This window comes from Segatella copri (genome assembly GCF_949820605.1).
Lineage (GTDB): Bacteria > Bacteroidota > Bacteroidia > Bacteroidales > Bacteroidaceae > Prevotella.
Map to the genome: position 1 here is coordinate 378,004 of NZ_CATKVU010000007.1, position 22,339 is coordinate 400,342.

Sequence of the window (22,339 nt, forward strand, 5' to 3'; positions counted from 1 at the left end):
ACTGTCAACTATAAACTATAAAATCTTATCAGCGTTGCCCAAAGTTTGGTTGATAAATTGGGCACTCGTTTCCCGTTGTACGGGCAATGGCTGCCCATCGCTTGTTCTCTAGTAGCCCGTCACGTGTTCACCGGTAGCCCGTCACGTGTTCTCTGTGGGACCGCTTAAATGGTATGGCTGGAACATCTGGAGGGCAGAGAAAAAGATTAGCTTTTAGTGAAATCAATCTCTTCTGAGAAATGGTCGAATTCAACATCTTTATATCCGTATTTGGCGAAGAGCTGTTTGATATATGCCTGTTGTTCCGGCAGGAGTTTCAGTTGTCCCAGTTTGTAACGGTAGTATTGTCCTTTGCTGCCGAGGTAGTCTCTCATTTCGGCGCGCAGTGCAGGAGCGTCTTTCACTTTCATTTCGGCAAAGAGTTTGTCGAATCCCCATGCCATTTTCACGACACGCAGCGGAGCGAAGTACTTGCAATTCCCGTTTTTCAGGGCATTTGGGAAAATGGCATCCCCTCTATCAGTCTTCTCGTTTTTGTAGAGACCGGATAGATAGTGGATACATTTGTTTTTCATCGGACATGGTTCGGTGAAACAGTAGGTGATGTTGCTAGGTACGTTTCCGTACTCAAAAGCCTTTTTCAGTAATTCCTTTTCATCCATGTTTCTTAAGTATTAAGAATAAAACATTCTGTTTTACTAAACGCAAAAACATCCTGTTTATTGCCTTGCAAATGCTATTATTATCACTTCATAAAGCATTTTTTTCGATGCTAAGCAGCAAAATCATGATACTTCTCGCTAATTTATGATACTTCGATGATACTTCTCCCTCCATTTTCAGAGAAGTCTCATTCTTGATAAAGTTCTGTTTATTAGAGATATAGGCTTTATCTTATGCCCAAAAATGAGACTTTGATACTTTTTTTTCGAGAAAAAGATTTATACGTGCGTGTTAGCCTGTTTCGTAACAACTCTGCACCTCTATAGAAAATAATTATTCTGCTCATGAGGGATTGGGGAGTTGCAAGATTGCTTTTGCCTTTCCATTAGACTTTTGGGGAATCATGGAGAAGAGGGTTACGAGTATTGTTGCTTTGGAAGATTTTCCTTGTTTTTCAAATAGTAGTAGAAAGATTTGGTTGATTTTGCGAGTAAAACAAAAGTTTTGAATAAATAATTTGGTAAATACACTTAAAAAGTGTACCTTTGCCTTGTTAAAACAAAAAGCTATCCTATATGGAAATAAAAACAGAAAGCAACCAGATATATTCTCCGATAAGAGATAAATGGCTTGTGCTAAAGCCTGAGGAGGAAGTTCGCCAAAGATATGTTTGTCGTTTGGTGGATAGCTACGGCTATGGCATCAAACAAATGGGAGAAGAAGTAAAGGTGACAAACTCTCAACGCGGGCAAGGTGCTGCTCGTGCAGATATTGTTATCTGGCGAAATGAGGAGGATAAACGAAAAGGGAAGAATGCACTTATCGTAGTGGAGTGTAAGGCGGAAAATGTTACTATTCGCCAAGCTGACTATTTTCAAGGATATAATTATGCAGCTTGGGCTGGTGCTAAGTTTTTTGTCACAACCAACTTGAAGGAAACTCGTATTTTTAAGGTGGTAGAGGATGCTATGCCTAAAAAGTTGGAGGAAATTGCTGATATTCCTTCTGCCGATATGGTGAACGATGACAAGAAAATCAAGGCTATGCTGCTGCAGACAAAAGCGTTTACTCGTGATGAGTTCTCTCGATTGCTTTTTAAGTGCCATAACATCATTCGTAATAATGATAAACTATCACCTGAAGCAGCTTTTGATGAGATAAGCAAGATTCTGTTCATCAAAATTAGATACGAACGTACGAATTCTGGAACTCAAATTTTCTCAAAGGAAGAATTTTTGAAACAAAAGAAGATGTATGATGCCGTAAAGTCTAAAGAGTCACCTGATTATTATCAGTTTTTGTTTAATAAGACAAAGGAGGATTTTGCCAAAGACCATCTTTTTGATGAAAATGAAACTATTAAAATACGAGAGAATAGCTTTGAACAAATCGTGAAGGAATTACAAGTGTATAACTTGTCAACTACTTCTGATGATGTGAAAGGTATTGCCTTTGAGCAATTCTTGGGAAGAACGTTTCGTGGAGAATTAGGACAATTTTTCACGCCTCGTACTATTGTTGATTTTATGGTATCTGTGCTAGACCCACAAGAAGGTGAGTATGTTTGTGATCCTTGTTGTGGAAGTGGTGGATTCTTGATTCGTGCTTTCGAATATGTTCGTGAACATATAGAGAATGAAGTGGAAGTAAGAAAAGAGGATGTAAAAAAGTCTTTGTTTACAGACGATTATTCAAAGCTACCAAAGAAAGAACAAGAGAAAAATGACCAAAAGGTAATAGATGCTTTCAGCAAGATGAACTATGAGTTGGACATCAATAATCCAATGGGGCGTTTGCGCTCCCTTTCTTTCGATTGTATCTATGGAACGGATGCCAATCCTCGTATGGCTCGAACTGCCAAGATGAATATGATTATGCACGGAGATGGTCATGGTGGGGTTCATCATCATGATGGTCTCTTGAATGTCAATGGCATTTGGGAAGGCCGCTTTGATGTTATCCTTACTAATCCTCCTTTTGGGGCAAGAATAGACAAGGAATTAAAGATTACAGAAGCCGATAGGTTTACTGATATAGAGAAAATCAAGGCTTATGAAAAAAGGTATGGTAAGGAAAATTATGACAATGCGTTAAAGCAAGTCAATGATCATATAAATCAACCTATACTTGACCTGTTTCAAATAGGAAAGTTTAATGGTCTTACCGAAGTCTTGTTTATAGAGCGTTGTTTGAATCTCCTAAAGCCTGGTGGCAGAATGGGTATTGTGCTCCCAGAAGGTGTATTGAACAATACAAACCTTCAAAAGGTGCGCGATTTTGTAGAGAGCAAGGCAAAGATATTGTTGATTGTGTCTATTCCGCAAGATGTGTTTATGGCAGCAGGTGCTACAGTAAAGCCTAGTTTGTTGTTCTTCAAGAAATTCACCGAAGATGAGGCTGAGGAATACAATCGTATCTGTATTCAAGTATCGCATGAGGTGGAAGCTAAGTACGATGAAGAAATGACGGATATAGATGTGAAGTTGGCAAAACGTGGCAAGGAGGCTTTGACAAAAGATGAAAAGAAAAGCCTTCGGTCTCGTAAGAAAGAGTTGACGGTTTTGATAGAGAACGAAATTAAAACTTTAGTGAAAGAAAGATTTGACTATGTGATTCCTATAGCAGAGGTTCAGAAAGCTGGTATCAGTACTACTGGAGCTAAGATTGAAAACGAATTGGAACCGCTTGAAAAGGAGTTTACGGAATATCGAAAGGAAAACAAACTTTGGGAGAAGCATGTAAGAGCCACGAAATACAATGTTTCTGATGACGGAACCATGCTGCGTACAAGATTTATTGATGGTGTCGCTTGCGAACCAGAACCATTCTATAGATATTAAAGAGAAATGAGTGTAAATACTTTTAAATATATCCATTTTGCCCACTATAAGGACATTCCGAATTGGAGTGTCCAATATGTGGTTGAGGAGAAATTGGGCTTTACCAAGAAGTACTCAATGGCTAAGATTGGCTCGTTCTTGAAAAAAAGTAAGGATCAGATTGAAATCCAAGATGACGCAGAATACAAGCAAGTTACTGTTAAGATAAACAATGGTGGCGTGATAGCAAGAAATGATGGTCAGTTAAAGAGAGGCTCTGAAATTGGAACCAAGCGACAGACCGTAGTTCATGCAGGTCAATTTATTGTCTCCAAAATTGATGCTCGTAATGGTGCGTTTGGTGTAATTCCAGATGATTTGGAAGGGGCGATAGTTACAAACGATTTCCCTGTGTTTGATGTAGATTCTTCTAAGATTCTTCCTCAATTTATGGTGCTGATTTCTACAACTCCTCAGTTTGTAGAGTTTGCCCGTAAATGTAGTAGTGGTACGACTAATCGTAAGCGCATAGATATTGATGCTTTTCTGCAACAAGTGATTCCTTTACCTTCGTTGGAAGAGCAAGAGGATATTTTAGTTGGCTATAATCAAGCAATTGGAAAAATAGAATATAATGAAAGACAAATATTAAGTTTTTCAGAAGAAGGAAGAAAATTGTTTGATAAACTTTTAAAAATGAAAAAGTATGGGAAATGCAAAGGTGATACTTCCTTGCGTTTTATAGCCTATAGTAGTACTGCTCAGCGTTGGGATTCTTTTGCTGTGAATCAAAGCATAGAAAGTGATTTCCCTATTCGAAATTTAGAAACTTGCATAAAAAATATAGCTACAGGAACAACACCATCAACAAATAAGCAGGAATATTTTAAAGGGAATATAAAATTTTATACTCCTGCGGATATAGGAGTTGATAAATATTTGGGTAAATCTTGTCGAAGTATATCAGATTTGGCGGTTAGAGATAATAAAGCACGCCTTTTTCATAAAAATGATCTGTTGTTTGTTGGAATAGGATCAACAGTAGGAAAAGTGGGAATTGTTGAAGATGAATGTGTTTCTTCAAATCAGCAAATTACAGGTCTTACTGTAGATGAAAGCCAATTAAAAGTTGAGTATTTGTACTATTATTTAAAATTTAATAAAGACTTAGCAATTGCCGATAGTTCAAAAACGACATTGCCTATTGTAAATCAAGAAAAAATAAAGCAGATTCCAATTGTAGTACCTCCATTGGTGTTGCAGGAAGATATTGTAGAAAAAATGAGTGAGGTGGATGAAAATATAGATGCTTTAAAGAAGCAGATTGCAAAATTGAAAAGTACTTCTTTAAGTGAGTTTGAACAAACAATATTTGAATGATTATGAGATTAAAGAAATTATATATAGAGCATTACAAGAATATTCATGGTGAATATTCTTTTGAGGGGAATCAAGGCTATATAGCATTGATAGGTTTAAATGGTTCTGGTAAGAGTAACTTGCTGGAGGCCATAAGCTTGGTACTTGATACCATGTTTGGGCTTCAAGTCAAGACTCCTATAGGTAATTTCTGGATAGAGTATGAGATGGATGGAGAAACTTGCTTTTATGGTAATATCGACCAAGCAGGAAATGTTATAGAATTAGATTCGCAGCCTAAGATGCCTTCTATGCTTATCTCATGTTATAGTGGAGAAGATGACCGTTTGTGGAATTTCTGCTATAAGGATTACTATGTTCGTTTCTTTAATGCTGCCATTGGTGGAGGTGAATATAAGCCACAGAGCCTTTATGTAAACAAGTATTGTTGGAAGATAGCTTTTATCTCTTTACTCTTTAGTGAGAATGAAGAGGTAAAATCCTTTGTTAAGAATATCTTAAAAGTAGATGCTCAACAAGTGACCGTACAATTCACTCGTCGTGAGGAAAATAAGGCTAATAGCCATGATGCTTCTAATTGGTACGCTCGTATAGAAGAGAAATTTGGAAAGGAAAGAATTCCTATGGAGGTGTTGAAGTATGAGGACTTGATATGTAATTCATATTCCAACTTAACATCAGATGCCCAGGTATTTTATTACCTTTATTTCCTTTGTATGCCTGAGCGAAATCTTAATTCTGGTATGCGAGCTGATAAGTTGATTGAAAATATAGCCATACAGGTAAATGGCTATAATTTCGAAGACTTGAGCGAAGGTGAGAAGAAACTCATCCTCATCGAATGCATTACAAAAGTGTTGGGCGATAAAGATGCCCTTGTCTTATTTGATGAACCTGATGCGCATACTCATATAGCAATGAAGAAAGAACTCCTTAGAGTTATTTCAGAATTTGAAGGTCAAACGATAATGACAACTCATTCGCCAATGTTTTTGAATAAACGTTGGGATGGATACCATATAGAAAATATTTATTATATGCATGATGGTATAGTTGAAACAGCAGATGGGCTAAAACATCTAAGCGATTTGACTGATGGAGCAATAGATTACTTTGAAGGTTCTTTCATTTTGAGTTCGAAGAATATTCTTGTGGTAGAGGGCAAGTATGATGATAAGTATTTGAAGAAGGCAATCTCTGTTTTTGTAGAGCAAGACGTTAAATACGAAAAGTTAAATGAGATAACTATTATGTCTTCTAATAGTGCAAGTGCTGCTGTTGAAATCTATAACCAGATACTTTCGCCCTGTTTGAATAGAATTGATAAGATTGTATTTCTCTTTGACTATGATAATGGTGGATGGAATGATGGATGGAAGAAAATAAAGCCGTTGTCTGATAGAAACGATAAGATTGTTCCTATGTTCTATCAAGATAGCTATCTTCCTGTTGCAAACTATCCAACAAGTGAAGCTGATGTAATCAAGGCTAATGGAGGCAATAAAATCAAGGATGTTAATTCTTATATGGTGGAAGATTTGTTTTCTGAAGATTCTTATGCCTCGAAGATAGCTCCTGTGATAAAAGCACGTACGCATAAAGATTTTAGAAATCTTACAATGGGAAAGAAAGGTACGGCTGGTGCTATAAAAGATCATATAGAAAAAGAATACAATAACTTTAAGAAAGAGTGGTTTGAAGGCTTTAAGCCTGTGCTTGATAAATTGTTGGAAGTTTTTTTCGAACGTAAAAAGTAAAGTTATGGACTCGATAAGAATATTTGGATATAAGTCTTTTAAAAAGTTATCAGTTCAACTGCATCCTATCAATCTCTTGATTGGTGCCAATGGAGCTGGTAAGAGTAACTTTTTGTCTCTTTTCGAGATGTTAGGAAACATCTATGAGAAGAGATTAGTGGCGTATGTCGCTCAAGTTGGTGGAGTAGATAAATTACTCTATCAAGGCAGAAAAGTTACCGATCGTATAGCTGTAAACTTGCTAATAGCTAAGAGTGAATATGACTTGATGTTATTGGAATCTGATGGTAAACTCATTGTAGAAAGAGAAGTTGTTGGTTGTTATGATGATGTTTGTCCTTTAGATTTAGTGAAGAAAAATGTTATAACGGAGTTTCAGAGCGAATCGAGTTTAAAAGACCATAAAGAGGAAGATTTATCTAACTATATCTCCCAAATCCGCAAGTTTCACTTCCACGATACTGGTCGCCGTTCTCCATTTACGGCTGATAGCCATATTGTGAACGATGCTTATCGTATGTATGAGCATGGTGAAAATCTGGCGGCTATCCTCTATCGTATTCAGCGAGAGAAGCCTGTGGCTTATCGTCGCATCATCCGTGTCATTCAGAGTGTGGCTCCCTATTTCTTGGACTTCTATTTCCAACCAACCGAAGCCGATATGGTGCGCTTGCAATGGCAGGATAAGTATAGTTCTATGATTTACGGACCGACCGACTTGTCGGATGGAACCATTCGCTTTATTGCCTTGACTGTGCTCTTTATGCAGCCATGGTTACCACGAGTTATCATCATTGATGAGCCGGAGCTTGGTTTGCATCCTGTGGCTATCGAAAAACTTTCGGGTTTGATTAAGATGGCGGCACAAAAGGGCACGCAAGTTATTGTTGCTACTCAGAGTGCTGAACTAATCAGTAACTTTGAACCAGAGGATGTCTTGACTGTTAATCAGAACGAAGATGGTACAACCATCAATCGGCTGAATAGCGAAGAGTTAGGACATTGGCTTGAGGATTATACACTTGGTGATTTGTGGAAACAAAATATCATGAAAGGAGGTCAGCCACGATGAAACGACTAATCATAGTGTGTGAGGGTCCTACGGAACAAGAGTTTTGTACAGAAGTGCTTGGAGTGGAGTTTGCTAAGCATGATATTTATGTGGAAGCTCCTGTCATCAAGCACTCGCATGGTGGTATAGTTCCTTGGACCACCATCAAAAAGCAAATATTGAATCATCTTCAAGAAGGTGATGTCTATGTCAGTATGTTAGTGGATTACTATGGTATCAAAGACCAGTTCGGGTTTCCTGGATGGGAAGAATCTAAGGAGATAGTGGATAAGACGGAGCGTATTCATTTCTTGATAGACAGAATGGCGAAGGATATTCCTGAGCAATATCGCTTCCGCTTCATACCATATATACAACTTCATGAGTTTGAGGGGTTGCTGTTTAGTGATGTGAGTGCATTCTTGAATAGTTTTGAGGAGAGTGAGTTTGATTATGCAGAGTTGCAGGCTACGGCAGAGGCTTTCCAATCGCCAGAGCTTATCAACAATAGTCCTGAGACAGCTCCGTCCAAACGATTGATAGCTGCTATTCCTGATTATAATAAGGTAGTTGTTGGCATTTGTGTTGCTATGGACATTGGCTTAGAGAAGATTCGTGAGAAATGCCCTTTGTTCAATGAATGGATAGAGCGATTGATGAAGTGATCAGAGTTTAACTATTCGATAAATACATAATATAGCTCTGATATGTACAATACTGTAATCAACCATATAACAAGTGATAAGCAATGACCGGAAAGATTGGAAGAAAAAAGGTATTGAAGTTTCGCGACTTCCCAACACGCCTACATGGCGAGGTATTCTTTGTAGAGAATGGGTATGATGAAAAGTTGAACCTTTCCATCATCAACCATCTCGTGGATATCAACAACTTGTTTGTCAGCAAGTCTATTCATTTTAATTATTTCCCATTTCTGGGTCCTCATATCAGGAAGACAGCTCTCTACAGCTATCCTGCGATGAATAAAGAGGATTTGAACATCTCTGTTCCTTCCGATTTGCTGTTGTCGCAATTGGTAGAAGAAAAGAATAAGGAGAAATTACATCCTAGCATCTTACAGCTAGACCATGAGGAGGATGGCATATATTATGTCAATTCCTATTCTTTGTCTATAGAGGAAGATGAGGATTTTATGCCATTGATGCAGGCTGCGTATGATAAGTTGCCGGATTGCAAAGTGATGTTCAGCTCTGTCGATGATTTTCCATACAGTATATTTGATCCTAAACCGATTCCGGCAGATGAAACATTCAGCTATGATATCAGGCAGAAGATGAAGGAGGTGTACCGACAGGTACAGGACTTACGCCTTGGCGGAGTAAGCGATTGGGTGCTGAAGCAGTATCTCTTTCCACCCAAGAATCTGAGTAGAATGGTCATCACGGAGAATTACGATATCATACTGCCCGACTATCATGATATGACTATTAAGATGGAGCCATTGGTAAAGGCGGTGTATATTCTCTTTTTGCGTCATGAGGAGGGAATCCTTTTCAAATGTCTGTCGGATTATAGGGAAGAGCTATATGATATCTATGTGGATATTCGCAAGAAATCGAACAACAACGGGGCACATCTTTCGGAAGAGAAGATTCGCCAGAGCATCGAAGCCCTGACGAATCCATTGTCTAATTCTATCAATGAGAAATGTGCCCGTATCCGCCAAGCCTTCACTCTCCAGTTTGATGAAAGTCTAGCCGGGAGTTATTTCATTGATGGCAATCGTGGCGAACCCAAGAAGATACCATTGGATAGAAAGCTTGTGGAGTGGAAGTGAATTTTCTTAGGTATTCTTCCTGTATAACAAATAAACTCCTATGGCAACCCAAACGCTCGGTCCGAGGTTTGGGTTGCCACGCATAATGATACAGATAAAGCCAATTACTCCAATCAGAATACATACCCATCCCCAAATCTTCAACTTAGTTCTTCTTTTCAAGCTCATTTGGCGTTTTCTTCTTAGGGCATAATACGACAATGAGACCAATCACCACATTGATGAGTGAGATACCAAAAGCCCATCCGAAACCAATCTTTCTGTTTCTTCCCAGGCAACCAACGCCGAATGCTAACGCAACGGCAATCACGAAAAAAAAGAGTCTTTCCATATTCCTATTATTTTTATTGTTATTTTGGCTGCAAAAATAATAAATGGTGGCAAATGCTACAAATGTTTAGGCTCCACAAGGCTTGTGGAGGTAAGATTTTTCTCCATAAGGAACCTTTTATGCAAGAAAAGCGCTAACTTTGTACCTTCAAAAAGTATTAATTTAAAAAGTTATAGATATGATGTTTCCTTTTATATCGGTATTGATTGGAATTAGCTTGGTGTACTACATCCGTCAGGGAAAGGCAGAGAAAGAGATTGTTACTCTCAGGTTCTTGAAGACATGGATAAAGAAGTACCGGATGGTACAAAATAGCACACTATATTAAATTAGGTAAAAAAATGCTAAAGGTTTGGTTGTATCGCAAGTCTTTTGTACCTTTGAGGGCAAAACAATTAACAGAGAAAGTCAATGCAATATTCTTTGATATCAGAATATGTTAGAGCCATACAAGATGCAAATAGTAATCTTGATAAGTTGGCTCATTTGGAACCAGTGCTAGATGATCATGGTGAACCATATCGTAGTAGTGGTGCCTTTGCTGTTGTGTTCAAAATGAAAGATGAACAGACAGGGAAATGCTATGCCTTAAAGTGCTTTACTGAAGAGCAAGAAGGTAGAGTTGAGGCTTATCGTAATATAGCCGATGCGAAGCATAGTTTGGGGTTACTTTTTTATTAATTCGGTGAAATGTACAATTATGAAGACTTATATAATAAATGAGTTTAGACGTTTAAAGTCTATAGCCAATAAAAAGGATTTTGTTTCTTTTGTGCAAAATTCTGAATGGATGGTTTTTAATGAAGACAAGGATGAAATAGAAAAATTTATCTTTGTTGATAAAGACAATGTATTGATATCCTTTAACGGGAAGTCGCAATATGCAAAGTGGCAATTTTTTCCTGTTAATTTTTCTCTTATATTGGATACTAAAAGAGAAAAAATCTTGTTTAATATTCTTTTTTTCAATACAGATATAATTGTGTTAAATATAGATAGCACAAATTGTTTTTGTTTTTTGATTAATACGAAATCTAATAGTTTACAAGATGTTTCGTATGAAAAGATACAATGGTATCTTGTAAAAAAATGCAATATAGATATATTGTCAGAATTACAACGTGAGAAATATAAGCTGGAGATAAAAATTAGAAAAGAAAGACAAATAAAACGTGATAAGCGAGAGTGTAAACTAAACTGTGTCAAGCTACAATAAAAGTAGTTTAACACAGTTTTTATATTATGGACAACTTAGAAATTGATTACAAGAAAGCAGCTCAGCAGTTGCGTAGTGGTGAAGCCTTATTTGGCAAGGACGGAGCATTAGCTCCATTGTTAGAGCGTATTCTCAACTCAGCTCTCGAAGGTGAGATGGACGCTCATTTAAGTGAAGAGGAACGCTCTTCCGGCAACCGTCGTAATGGTAAGATGAGTAAGAAGGTTCAAACAAAATATGGTGAGGTCACTATAGAGACTCCTCGTGACCGAGACGGAACTTTCCAACCTGAGACCGTAAAGAAGCGTGAGACTATTCTTGCCAATGGCATGGCAGACCAGATTATTGAGATGTACGCCATGGGCACCAGCACACGTGACATCAGCAGCTACTTTGAGCGTGAGTTCAACACAACTCTATCAGCCGATACAATCAGCTCTATAACAGACCGTGTATTACCCGAAATCACCGCCTGGAAGTCTCGCATGCTCGATCCTGTATATGCCATTTGCTGGCTTGATGCTATCCATTATAAGGTAAAGGATGAGAATGGCAGAGCTGTCACACGAGCCATTTACAACATTCTTGGTATCAACAAGGAAGGCCAAAAAGAACTGTTAGGTATGTATGTGTCTAAGAGTGAAGGAGCTAACTTCTGGCTAGAAGTTCTTACGGATCTTCAGAACCGTGGTGTTCGAGACATCTTGATTTGTTGTATTGATGGTCTCAAAGGCTTCCCGGATGCCATCCAAAGCGTATTTCCTGAGAGTTCTGTGCAGCTCTGTATTGTCCATCAGATACGCAATTCTATCAAGTATGTTGGCAGTAAGCATCAAAAGGAGTTTATCAAGGATTTAAGAACAGTATATGGTGCAGTAAACAAAGACTCCGCTGCTGCTAATTTAGACCTGTTAGAGTCTAAGTGGGGAGAGATGTACCCAATTGTCATCAAGTCATGGCGTGACAATTGGGAACGTCTGACAGAGTATTTCCAATATACTCCAACCATCCGTAAACTCATTTATACGACCAATACGGTTGAGGGGTATCACAGACAGGTAAGAAAGGTCACAAAGACTAAAGGGGTCTTTCCTACGGATAATTCTTTGGAGAAGCTTGTGTACTTAGCTTACCGCAACATCCGTAAGAAATGGACTATGCCACTGGCAAATTGGGGACAAATTTCTCAACAAATGGCAATAAAATTTGGAGATAGATTTAAAATTATGTAACTTTGCAGCCGAAAAGGCTTCCCTGCTGGGGGCATGCCCCCAGCAGGGAGTGGGAATGAAAGTTAAGAACAAGCCTTGACACAGTTTAAATTACACCCCCTGATAAGCTCATACAAAAGCGTAATGATAAGTATTTGTTTATAGGTTTTATTGCTTTTGTCGCAATCCTATTTTTGCTTTTTATTGGGAATGTAATATACAATTATATAGAATATTGGAAAAAGCATCCAAGATTATATACAACAGAAATCAAAAATCGAAAAGCGGTTGATTTAGGGTTAAGTGTACAATGGGCTTCTTGTAATGTTGGTGCAAACAATCCTGAAGAATCAGGTAATTATTATGGGTGGGGAGAACCTACTGGACAAGACGTTTTTGATGGGAAAGAACTTGTAGGAGATTTAAATAGTCGATTTCCATCACGTGATGCGGAAACATGTCCACCACTTTATATCACAAATACAAAGTACGATATAGCAAAAGTTAATTGGGGCGGAAAATGGCGTATGCCTACAAAAAAAGAATGTAGAGAACTTATTACAAAATGTAAGATTTATCTCACAGAATTAAATGGTAAAAAGGTGGCGAAAATAATAGGACCAAATAATAATTATATAATTCTTCCATCAGCAGGGTTTGTTGATGGAACTTCAGGAAATTGGATTTTGAAAGATAATGAATATTCAATATATTTATATACAGGTCAATTGTATTTTAATAACTGTTATCAATTTAATGACGATAATCCTGCTGCATATTTATTTATTGGTGAAACATACAATGACAATATGGATTTTGTTAGAAAAAGTAAAATAGATTGTATTGAAAGATATAGAATGCTTCAAGTTAGAGCTGTATGCGATAAATAATGAAATTCTATGAATCTTTAATTTCTAGTAAATATACTTGCCTAATATATTAAGCAAGAGTAACATTTTAGTAAATGGTTATGAAGACATATTTGTTTGAGACATTAAATCGCTATAAAAGGTTCTCGGAGAGCCTTGATGCGAAAGCTGTGCTTTCCAACAAAGCATGGATAGTTTTTAATGATGAAGGTGAAAAGCAAGTGTATATCTTTCAAGAGAATGGAACCGTATTGATAACAACGAACGGCATAGGTTCTGTTAAGACTTGGAAATATATACTTGCAAACAAGTCGATTCTTATCAAAGGTGACGGAAATAGTTTTGTGATGCTTCGTACCGCATTTGTTGACGAAAATATCCTAGCCTTCCAGTTGGATGGTACGGATAGATACGCTTTCATGATAGATGAAAACAACAAAGCGTTGTTTGCTCCAAAAACTTTGGAAGAACTAAATACATATTTAGTGGATAAACTAGATAAGGAAAAGCAGAAGCAGATTGAACAACAGAATAAAGACAATGAGCTTGCTGAAAAAGCTAAACAAGAAGCAAATCGCGAAAGGGCAGAGAAAATAAAGGCCGAGATACAAATAAAATACCAAGATCCCAAAAAGACAAAGGCTATATTCTTTGGTGTTTTAGGCTTTCTTCTTTATGTTCTAGCAGCAGATGCTTGTTTGGGATTAAGAGATTGGCTTGGAAGCGTACTCACTTTAATATTTGCTATTGCATCTACTTGTTTTTGCATATATTATTCTAACCAAGGTGAACATGCTTTTGAACAAAAGATAAAGGAATATAAGGATGACAATCCTGATGATCCTTGTGTTGCATATTTATAATAGGGTATGAACTTGAGGCACTAAAGATGCTGCATCACTAGAGTTCGGATAAAATCTCGGAAGAGGTACCAGGTTTGTAATGGATACGTTAAAATTGATAAATGATGAAAAAATATATAATAAAAACAAGAATTAGGAATATCCGTTATGAAATGATAGATTACGAATATTCGTATAGTGTAGGTGAATTAGAACCCTTTTATCAGGGACTTGCTATCTTTAGAGGTCGTAATCTGTTTGAAAAGAATTATGACTACTATATAGTTAATGAAAATTTTGAAGATCATTTTTATAAGGTTTTTGTTGCAGAAAAAGATACAAATATATTTATTCAGAGAGATAAAAATATGTATTTCATTGTTTCTGCAATGGAAAAATGCAATTATAGAACATTTCCTGGTAAAGACAGAGAGACAGAATGGGATTTGCGTCCAATAATTCTTGCTGTTTTAGATCCTGGTGGAAATCTCCTGTCAAAAGATGATATGCAAGTCTATATAAAGTCGAATGTAATTATTCCTTATTCTTCTAATAAATAGAATTAAGGTTCATGGACTAACTGAAGTTGCAGATGGGAAAGATGCGAGTGCTGTAAAAGGTGTAAAGGCTAAGTGGTCTTACTCTGCATACAAATAATCTTAAAAAACTAGTTTGACTAATTTTGTTAGCTGAGATTTATGTAACTTTGCATCTGGATAAACCAGAATAGTTTTGGAGTCCATTAAAACAAAAAAAATAATTATGAATAAATTTATGAATTATAAAAAGTGGACGAGGCATAAGAAAAAACTGCGCCATAGAAGAAAGCAAACTTTAAAATGTATTGTTCCTTTTCGGATTATACCAGATACCAATATTTGGTATAAACTTGGTACGGATGAATGTTTGTTTATGCATGTGAAAGACTATCTTTTCCCAACCTATGTAAATTTATGGGAATTGACTAATACGGGTAGTTTGGTTAGTAAGTTCTCTGTGGTAAGGCGAGCAATTCAAAAGATGTTGCAGTGTAAAGATCTGTTACTTTTTGTAGAGCCTTTGAAATATCTAATAGAATTGTCAAATAAGAATTGTAGTCTTGGTAGAAGGGAATATGTGAAGCAGTTGTTTCTTATGGCTCAAAAAGTATCTGATGGTGCGGCTATCAAAGAGGAACTGCAATCTGAATTTGAACTTTATATAAATAAAGCAAAAGAAGAAATGCAGAATGTAGAAATTAAGGTTAATGAGATGGCTGTTGAATGTGAAATGAAAATTAAAAATAATCAAAAACATAGAAAATTATTAACTTTACCTATGGTGTATCAACTCGTGAATTCTTGGGCTGATACAGCAACCAATGGACGGTATAAGTTGAAAAAATATATATTATCTAATAACGAGTTGTTTTTTAAGGTGTTGGATTATTATTTTAAATGTTTAGAGGTTGGTCAGTATAAATGGCAACGTAATGACCTTTTCGATTTGTTCAATATGGCATATGTCAGAAAAGGAGATAAATATTGGACTCATGAAAAGAAATGGCTTAAACTGATAAAGGAAGCTGGTTGTGAGCAATATTTGTATATAGACGAAGATAGAAAAAAAGGAGAATAAAGAAGAAAGAGCTATGCAATATCCGTTAATTTCAGAATATGTTAGAGCCATACAAGATGCTAGTAACAATCTTGATGAGTTGGCTCATTTGGTACCAGTGCTAGATGATCATGGTGAACCATATCGTAGCAGTGGCGCCTTTGCTGTCGTGTTCAAAATGAAAGATGAACAGACAGGGAAATGCTATGCCTTAAAGTGTTTTACTGAAGAACAAGAAGGTAGAGCTGAGGCTTATCGCCAGATTGCAGATGAGTTGGAGTTCGTAGATTCTTCTTATATTACTTCTGTAAAGTACTTAGACAAAGAAATCTTCGTAGATAGCAGTTGTGAGGAAGACGAATTTCCTGTTCTTCTGATGGATTGGATTGATGGTGAAACAATGGAGAATTACATTGCAGAAAACTATCAAGACAATTATGCCATGGCTATGCTTTGCTATCGCTTTTGCAAAATGGCTGCATGGCTACGTTCTCAGCCATTTGCTCATGGTGATATTAAGCCAGACAATATCATGGTTCGTCCTGATGGAAATCTGACTTTGGTAGATTATGATGGTATGTTTGTTCCTGCCATGAAGGGACAGAAGTCTCCAACATTTGGTACAAAGGACTTTTCTCATCCTTTGAGAACCGTCGATGATTTTGATGAAAGTATTGATGACTTTGCTTTGGCAAGCATCGCTTTATCCTTGAAAGCTATTTCATTGGAATCTTCTTTGCTTGATGAATATGGTGCTACAGATAGATTACTTTTCTCTGCTGAGGATTATCGTGACTTAAGTAAGAGTAAAATCATGTCTACTTTACAAGGCTTTATGTACGATGAAGATATAATGCACCTTCTTTCTATTTTTTTTATGGTATGTACAAAAAGAAAATTACCGAAGAGCGTTAATAGATATTTTAGGTTGCTTAATCGGTTAACTGAGAAAATGTTATCAGAGGTTACTGATGATGTTTGGAAAAACTCAATTGTTGATGAATATGGAGTAAGATATAGTAACGATGGGACTTTATTATTGTCAGGGTCTGATCTGTTGGTTGATAATTATTCAATTCGTCAAGGTACCAAGATGATATGTTTAAGTGCGTTTGACTTTAACCAAAAAATTAAATTTTTGAATATTCCTGATAGTGTTGAGTATATTGCGGATTCTGCATTTTCAGCTTGTATGAATTTGGTAGGTGTGTCTTGCCCAAAGTCTTTATCATATATTGGTGTCGGGGCCTTCGATAGTTGTGACTCTTTGCGATTAATATCTAATATAAATGAAAATGTAATAATTCGTGAAGGAGCTTTTCACGGATGTAAAAATATGGATATTTTTACTAAGCAAAGATTTGAAAAATCTTTTGGCAAGGAGGTGTTCGAATGATTATAGTAGAATCTAAACGAAGGAAGTGAGAGAATATCTTAAAGAAATATTCCGATGCAATTATTGCAGATGTGACGAGTCATGCGGAAGAAGATGACTTAATAAAGTTGAGTGCGTTCTATCCTCATGATGGTATACTAGGTCCTTTCCATTATAGTTTTCAAACAACTATCTTAGAACACTGTTTTACGAAATTGGCATGTCTCGGTAATCCGCCAAGATTGGTAAGCTGCAAAGACCCGTTGGAAGAAGAAGGCTTTAGAAATGGTGAAATTGTGTTAGATGGTTCGTCTGTAGTTTTTGCTGCCAGCGATGCTTTATCTCATTGTATTTTAATGATGTATGAGTTAGCTCATTATAAGGAATTTAGCGAAGAACTTGCAGAGGAATATCTAAAGCAGTCTGGTAATTCTCAATTACTAAAGACGGCAGAAACATTGAGGTCTAATTTCAAGAACGACGTTATTGATAAATTAATTCAAGCATCTGATAATCAATTAACTTTTGAGGAATATCTCAAAGGATTATATCACCAAGGAGTGATTGATATGGATGACTTTACGATTTGTTGGTTGTATGAATAGAAAAAATATGAAAAATGAAACTATAAAAGAACGATTCCTCGGCACAATCTTTGGGCAAGCTGTAGGAGATGCCTTGGGACTGAGCACGGAGTTTATGTCCAAGCAAGAGGTGGATCGTTTTTATCCTAATGGGATAGAGGACTATTCACAAATCGTGCAGGATGATCATCGTCGTCGTTGGCAAAGAGGCGATTGGACTGATGATACCGACATGATGCTATGCATCTTAGATTCCTTTGTGGCTTGTCAAAAGGTAGATATTTTTGATATTGCCAGAAGGTTTAAGGAATGGATGATGAACGGAGGCATGGGAATTGGCCGGCATACTTATAATGTAATGGCTCTTGGCGACTATACTTCGAATCCACAGAAGGCCGCAGAGATTATCTGGAAAATGGGAAAGAAAAAAGCAGCAGCTAATGGAGCCGTCATGAGAACTTCGGTGGTAGGGCTTCTGAAGGAAAATATGACTAGTAATGCTGAGAATATCTGTAAGTTAACTCATTATGATCCTCGCTGTGTGGGCTCTTGCGTTATCATTTCTTCTATCATACATACTCTTGTCTTTGAAGACAGGATATTGGATTATGAAGATGTGATTGGCATTGCCAAACAATATGATGAACGAATCGTTCCATTTATTGACTTGGCATATCATGAAGGTCTGGATTCTTTGTGTCTGGATGAAGAAAAGAGTATGGGATATACGCTCAGAACTTTAGGGGCTGTCCTATGGGCTTATTGGCATGCAACCTCGTATAAAGAGGGTATTCTGAAGATTGTTTTATCAGGAGGAGATGCGGATACAAATGCAGCTGTAGCTGGTGCTATTTTGGGCGCTAAATTTGGAATATGCCATATTCCTGAAGAATGGAGGAATGGTCTTCTCCATGCTTCTATGCTCCATAACAAGGTGCAGAATTTATATGCAATGCTCCGATGAGAATTTCATCTCTGCTGTTCATAAAATATAATAGCGCTGTATCGGTGTTCGGTACAGCGCCATCAAAAAGTTCGTTTGTTGATTTAGTTTCTATAGTTGTACTCATTTCAATAACTCTAGAATAAATCAGCCAATACTATGGAGATGATTCCTGATGCAACAGCACTTAAAATCCATAGTAAGAGAGAGTGTAAACTAAACTGTGTCAAGCTACAATAAAAGTAGTTTAACACAGTTTTTATATTATGGACAACTTAGAAATTGATTACAAGAAAGCAGCTCAGCAGTTGCGTAGTGGTGAAGCCTTATTTGGCAAGGACGGAGCATTAGCTCCATTGTTAGAGCGTATTCTCAACTCAGCTCTCGAAGGTGAGATGGACGCTCATTTAAGTGACGAGGAACGCTCTTCCGGCAATCGTCGTAATGGTAAGATGAGTAAGAAGGTTCAAACAAAATATGGTGAGGTCACTATAGAGACTCCTCGTGACCGAGACGGAACTTTCCAACCTGAGACCGTAAAGAAGCGTGAGACTATTCTTGCCAATGGCATGGCAGACCAGATTATTGAGATGTACGCCATGGGCACCAGCACACGTGACATCAGCAGCTACTTTGAGCGTGAGTTCAACACAACTCTATCAGCCGATACTATCAGCTCTATAACAGACCGTGTATTACCCGAAATCACCGCCTGGAAGTCTCGCATGCTCGATCCTGTATATGCCATTTGCTGGCTTGATGCTATCCATTATAAGGTAAAGGATGAGAATGGCAGAGCTGTCACACGAGCCATTTACAACATTCTTGGCATCAACAAGGAAGGCCAAAAAGAACTGTTAGGTATGTATGTGTCTAAGAGTGAAGGAGCTAACTTCTGGCTAGAAGTTCTTACGGATCTTCAGAACCGTGGTGTTCGAGACATCTTGATTTGTTGTATTGATGGTCTCAAAGGCTTCCCGGATGCCATCCAAAGCGTATTTCCTGAGAGTTCTGTGCAGCTCTGTATTGTCCATCAGATACGCAATTCTATCAAGTATGTTGGCAGTAAGCATCAAAAGGAGTTTATCAAGGATTTAAGAACAGTATATGGTGCAGTAAACAAAGACTCCGCTGCTGCTAATTTAGACCTGTTAGAGTCTAAGTGGGGAGAGATGTACCCAATTGTCATCAAGTCATGGCGTGACAATTGGGAACGTCTGACAGAATATTTCCAATATACTCCAGCCATCCGTAAACTCATTTATACGACCAATACGGTTGAGGGGTATCACAGACAGGTAAGAAAGGTCACAAAGACTAAAGGGGTCTTTCCTACGGATAATTCTTTGGAGAAGCTTGTGTACTTAGCTTATCGCAACATCCGTAAGAAATGGACTATGTCACTGGCAAATTGGGGACAAATTTCTCAACAATTGGCAATAAAATTTGGAGATAGATTTAAAATTATGTAACTTTGCAGCCGAAAAGGCTTCCCTGCTGGGGGCATGCCCCCAGCAGGGAGTGGGAATGAAAGTTAAGAACAAGCCTTGACACAGTTTAAATTACACCCCCTAGTAAGACTTGTAAAGCACGTCTTACTGTAAAATGTACACGAGCCCAGTGAACATCGGGAGCTGTTGTATCCATGAGAAGTTCCAATTCACTATATTTATTGTAGGCCTGCTGATAGATATCTAACGCTTCGCTAGTATTGATACTTTCTTTGAAACTAAACGTTTGAAAAACAAATAGACAGATCCTCTATTAACCATATTTTTGAGAGAGAATGCTGGAGTTAGTTTTTTGCCAATACGAGCCTCGACAAGTGCATCTAGCTCTTCCGCACTCATCTGCAATATCTCATCGTAAGTTTTTCCTAACTTCCGACTTAATGTTTCTCGTGTCTGTTCATTCAGTATATGCATAAAACTCATTCTTACATTAATTAATACAAAGGTAATCATTTTTCAGTTATCTTCCAAGTATTTTTTACGAATTTAACACAAAAATTTATCAATGGGTAATAATAACGCAGAATCCTGTTGGTATTACTGCCAGCAGGATTCTACGCTTTTCTTATATGTCGATTGCAAAATGAACTCAATTGAACTTAATAGAACTTTCTTGTGAATTCTTATTCAGCATTTGCCTGCTGCTCTGTCTCTGTAGACTCCTGCTGCTGAGTTGTCTCCTCTTGAGTATTCTCCTGTGGAGTCTCCTGAACAGTAGCTGGCTGCTCTGCTTGGGTGTTCTCTTCTGTTACTACAGGAGTATCTGTAGTAGTTTCGGCTGGTGTCTCCTGCTGGATAGAATCCTCAGTGGTAGCCTGTGGCTGGATAGGAGTACCTGTTGTCAATGTATCTGAAGGTGCTTCTGGAGCTACGGTATCAACTGGTGCTACCTCTGCGTTACTTACCATTCTGCTTGATGCAAAAACGTTGCTTACTGAAACCATTACCATAGCTGCGATAGCTGCAAACTACCCAAATATAACAAGTTTAAGTATTAATGTATTTATTTTAGGTACAAAGATACGATTTTTTAGGCTCAATCATCCTAAAAGTATAAGATTTAAGAAAGTTTTAGGATGAATCGTCCTAAAACTTTTTATCTATCCCCATATTTAGGTATTTCTGCGAAACCATCATTTTTAGGTATTGCAGATGATGGAAAAAGGATGTATCTTTGCACCCGAAAATAAATGTAACTAAAAGTAAGATAGACAAATGAAAACAACAATCGTAATTTATGGCTCTTCTACTGGCTCATGCCAGTCGATTGCCGAAACCATCGCCTCTAAGTTGGGCGTGGAAGCTGTAGATGTAGCTAACATCGATGACGCTACTATCGCAAGTCATGAGAATCTTCTTCTTGGTACTTCTACATGGGGTGCCGGTGAGATGCAGGATGACTGGTATGATGGCGTGAAGACATTGAAGAGTGCCGGCTTGGCTGGCAAGACTGTGGCCCTGTTTGGTTGTGGCGACAGCGAGTCTTACCCTGATACATTCTGTGGCGGCATGAAGGAACTCTATGATGCTGTCGTTGAGGCTGGTGCTACCGTATTGCCTGGTGTTTCTACAGACGGATACACCTATGATGACAGTGAGGCAATTGATGGTGACAAGTTCCTGGGACTCGCACTCGACGAGGTGAACGAGGACGACAAGACAGAGGAGCGTATCGATGCCTGGCTCGAGGACATCAAGCCAGCGTTATAATTTTACAAAAATATTTTTCAAGAATTGGAGAATGATGGAATTCTCTGATTCTTGGTTTAAAAACAGATAAATTCGGATAGTATGCAGCAGGAAATCGCAACACCAGTAGATTTGAAGGTTCTGATGAATCATATATATGAATATAAGAAGGGCGTGCGCCGCCTGGTGCTCTACACCTTCAACAAGAAATATGAGTCTTTTGCCATAACTAGATTAGAGCGTCAGAACATTGATTATATCATCCAGCCGGTTGGCAACGACCGTCTGAATCTCTTCTTTGGTAAGAAAGAATGTCTGGATGCTATCCGCATGATAATCACCAAACCGTTGTGCCAGCTTACGCCTGAGGAGGATTTCATCTTGGGTGCCATGCTGGGATATGACATCTGTGCCCAATGCGAACGCTATTGTGAGCGGAAGAAGAAGGTTTGCTAAGCTTTTCTTTCATCATCGTAATGTTTTATGTTTATAAGTAGAAAGAGCGTGATTGCCGTAATGGTGATTACGCTCTTTCTGCATATTTCGGAATAATTCCTCTTTTTGAGGGCTGAAATGAAAGAAAAAGTCCTGAAAACACTACTTATTTATTAGTACAGACTATATTAATGCGTTTAACCTGATACTTAATTCTAAGTATAAAAAATGTGAAAATCGCAATTTCTCGGTATTGTACAATTTCTAAA

Annotated in this window: 23 protein-coding genes and 1 pseudogene; 20 read left to right on the top strand and 4 right to left on the bottom strand. The window is 37.7% G+C overall.

Annotated features, from left to right (window positions below; all coding sequences use genetic code 11):
* Positions 1-206 precede the first annotated feature (206 nt).
* The gene (locus tag RCO84_RS16110; RefSeq protein WP_234563878.1) at positions 207-662 is read right to left on the bottom strand and encodes a DUF6078 family protein; all 456 of its coding nucleotides are present in this window, start codon (positions 660-662) and stop codon (positions 207-209) included.
* Positions 663-1,238: 576 nt separating this feature from the next.
* Here RCO84_RS16110 and RCO84_RS16115 point away from each other — a divergent pair.
* The 6 genes from RCO84_RS16115 to RCO84_RS16140 all read left to right on the top strand — a co-directional run bounded on the left by RCO84_RS16115 (position 1,239) and on the right by RCO84_RS16140 (position 9,468).
* Complete coding sequence (locus RCO84_RS16115) at positions 1,239-3,503, top strand: N-6 DNA methylase (protein ID WP_317585703.1); 2,265 nt, start codon at positions 1,239-1,241, stop codon at positions 3,501-3,503.
* 6 nt (positions 3,504-3,509) lie between these two features.
* Complete coding sequence (locus RCO84_RS16120; protein WP_317585704.1) at positions 3,510-4,862, top strand: restriction endonuclease subunit S; 1,353 nt, start codon at positions 3,510-3,512, stop codon at positions 4,860-4,862.
* A 2-nt stretch (positions 4,863-4,864) separates the two neighbouring features.
* A complete protein-coding gene (locus RCO84_RS16125; RefSeq protein WP_317585706.1) occupies positions 4,865-6,619 on the top strand; it encodes an ATP-dependent nuclease in 1,755 nt (584 codons plus the stop codon).
* A 4-nt stretch (positions 6,620-6,623) separates the two neighbouring features.
* The gene (locus tag RCO84_RS16130) at positions 6,624-7,691 is read left to right on the top strand and encodes an AAA family ATPase (RefSeq protein WP_317585708.1); all 1,068 of its coding nucleotides are present in this window, start codon (positions 6,624-6,626) and stop codon (positions 7,689-7,691) included.
* Positions 7,688-8,335 carry a DUF4276 family protein gene (locus RCO84_RS16135; protein ID WP_287790431.1) on the top strand — a complete coding sequence of 216 codons (648 nt, stop codon included), beginning with the start codon at positions 7,688-7,690 and terminating at the stop codon, positions 8,333-8,335. The genes RCO84_RS16130 and RCO84_RS16135 overlap by 4 nt, the downstream gene beginning before the upstream one ends.
* 83 nt (positions 8,336-8,418) lie before the next feature.
* Positions 8,419-9,468 (top strand): hypothetical protein, encoded by a 1,050-nt coding sequence (locus tag RCO84_RS16140; RefSeq protein WP_317585712.1) that lies wholly within the window; start codon positions 8,419-8,421, stop codon positions 9,466-9,468.
* 145 nt (positions 9,469-9,613) lie between these two features.
* Here RCO84_RS16140 and RCO84_RS16145 read toward each other — a convergent pair whose 3' ends face one another.
* Positions 9,614-9,799, bottom strand: a complete 186-nt coding sequence (locus RCO84_RS16145; RefSeq protein ID WP_317585713.1) for a hypothetical protein — start codon at positions 9,797-9,799, stop codon at positions 9,614-9,616.
* 411 nt (positions 9,800-10,210) lie between these two features.
* Between RCO84_RS16145 and RCO84_RS16150 the strand changes: the two genes are divergently transcribed.
* The 12 genes and pseudogenes from RCO84_RS16150 to RCO84_RS16200 all read left to right on the top strand — a co-directional run bounded on the left by RCO84_RS16150 (position 10,211) and on the right by RCO84_RS16200 (position 19,907).
* Positions 10,211-10,480 (top strand): hypothetical protein, encoded by a 270-nt coding sequence (locus RCO84_RS16150; protein WP_317585714.1) that lies wholly within the window; start codon positions 10,211-10,213, stop codon positions 10,478-10,480.
* Positions 10,481-10,499: 19 nt separating this feature from the next.
* The gene (locus tag RCO84_RS16155; protein WP_317585715.1) at positions 10,500-11,015 is read left to right on the top strand and encodes a hypothetical protein; all 516 of its coding nucleotides are present in this window, start codon (positions 10,500-10,502) and stop codon (positions 11,013-11,015) included.
* A gap of 26 nt (positions 11,016-11,041) precedes the next feature.
* A complete protein-coding gene (locus tag RCO84_RS16160) occupies positions 11,042-12,247 on the top strand; it encodes an IS256 family transposase (protein ID WP_317584557.1) in 1,206 nt (401 codons plus the stop codon).
* A gap of 134 nt (positions 12,248-12,381) precedes the next feature.
* Complete coding sequence (locus tag RCO84_RS16165; RefSeq protein WP_317585716.1) at positions 12,382-13,116, top strand: hypothetical protein; 735 nt, start codon at positions 12,382-12,384, stop codon at positions 13,114-13,116.
* A gap of 80 nt (positions 13,117-13,196) precedes the next feature.
* Positions 13,197-13,958 carry a hypothetical protein gene (locus RCO84_RS16170; RefSeq protein WP_317585717.1) on the top strand — a complete coding sequence of 254 codons (762 nt, stop codon included), beginning with the start codon at positions 13,197-13,199 and terminating at the stop codon, positions 13,956-13,958.
* A 101-nt stretch (positions 13,959-14,059) separates the two neighbouring features.
* Complete coding sequence (locus tag RCO84_RS16175; RefSeq protein WP_264905324.1) at positions 14,060-14,497, top strand: hypothetical protein; 438 nt, start codon at positions 14,060-14,062, stop codon at positions 14,495-14,497.
* Positions 14,498-14,699: 202 nt separating this feature from the next.
* Complete coding sequence (locus RCO84_RS16180; protein ID WP_317585719.1) at positions 14,700-15,554, top strand: hypothetical protein; 855 nt, start codon at positions 14,700-14,702, stop codon at positions 15,552-15,554.
* 13 nt (positions 15,555-15,567) lie between these two features.
* Positions 15,568-16,929, top strand: coding sequence for a leucine-rich repeat protein (locus RCO84_RS16185; RefSeq protein WP_317585721.1), 1,362 nt, complete (start codon positions 15,568-15,570; stop codon positions 16,927-16,929).
* A 35-nt stretch (positions 16,930-16,964) separates the two neighbouring features.
* Positions 16,965-17,096, top strand: a pseudogene (locus RCO84_RS16985) (DUF6939 family protein); the annotation flags it as partial.
* A gap of 75 nt (positions 17,097-17,171) precedes the next feature.
* Complete coding sequence (locus RCO84_RS16190) at positions 17,172-17,513, top strand: hypothetical protein (RefSeq protein ID WP_264905319.1); 342 nt, start codon at positions 17,172-17,174, stop codon at positions 17,511-17,513.
* 7 nt (positions 17,514-17,520) lie between these two features.
* Positions 17,521-18,456, top strand: a complete 936-nt coding sequence (locus tag RCO84_RS16195) for an ADP-ribosylglycohydrolase family protein (RefSeq protein ID WP_317585722.1) — start codon at positions 17,521-17,523, stop codon at positions 18,454-18,456.
* 245 nt (positions 18,457-18,701) lie between these two features.
* The gene (locus RCO84_RS16200) at positions 18,702-19,907 is read left to right on the top strand and encodes an IS256 family transposase (protein WP_287854567.1); all 1,206 of its coding nucleotides are present in this window, start codon (positions 18,702-18,704) and stop codon (positions 19,905-19,907) included.
* A gap of 222 nt (positions 19,908-20,129) precedes the next feature.
* On the opposite strand, the gene RCO84_RS16205 is transcribed toward RCO84_RS16200, so the two are convergent.
* Together RCO84_RS16205 and RCO84_RS16210 are read right to left on the bottom strand one after the other, a co-directional pair.
* Positions 20,130-20,399, bottom strand: a complete 270-nt coding sequence (locus RCO84_RS16205) for a hypothetical protein (RefSeq protein WP_144155776.1) — start codon at positions 20,397-20,399, stop codon at positions 20,130-20,132.
* Positions 20,400-20,569: 170 nt separating this feature from the next.
* Entirely contained in the window at positions 20,570-20,854 is a 285-nt protein-coding gene (locus RCO84_RS16210; RefSeq protein WP_144155778.1) for a hypothetical protein, read from the bottom strand.
* 307 nt (positions 20,855-21,161) lie between these two features.
* Between RCO84_RS16210 and fldA the strand changes: the two genes are divergently transcribed.
* A complete protein-coding gene (gene fldA / locus RCO84_RS16215) occupies positions 21,162-21,656 on the top strand; it encodes a flavodoxin FldA (protein WP_118064929.1) in 495 nt (164 codons plus the stop codon).
* An 81-nt stretch (positions 21,657-21,737) separates the two neighbouring features.
* Complete coding sequence (locus RCO84_RS16220) at positions 21,738-22,091, top strand: DUF2023 family protein (protein ID WP_022120342.1); 354 nt, start codon at positions 21,738-21,740, stop codon at positions 22,089-22,091.
* Positions 22,092-22,339: the final 248 nt, after the last annotated feature.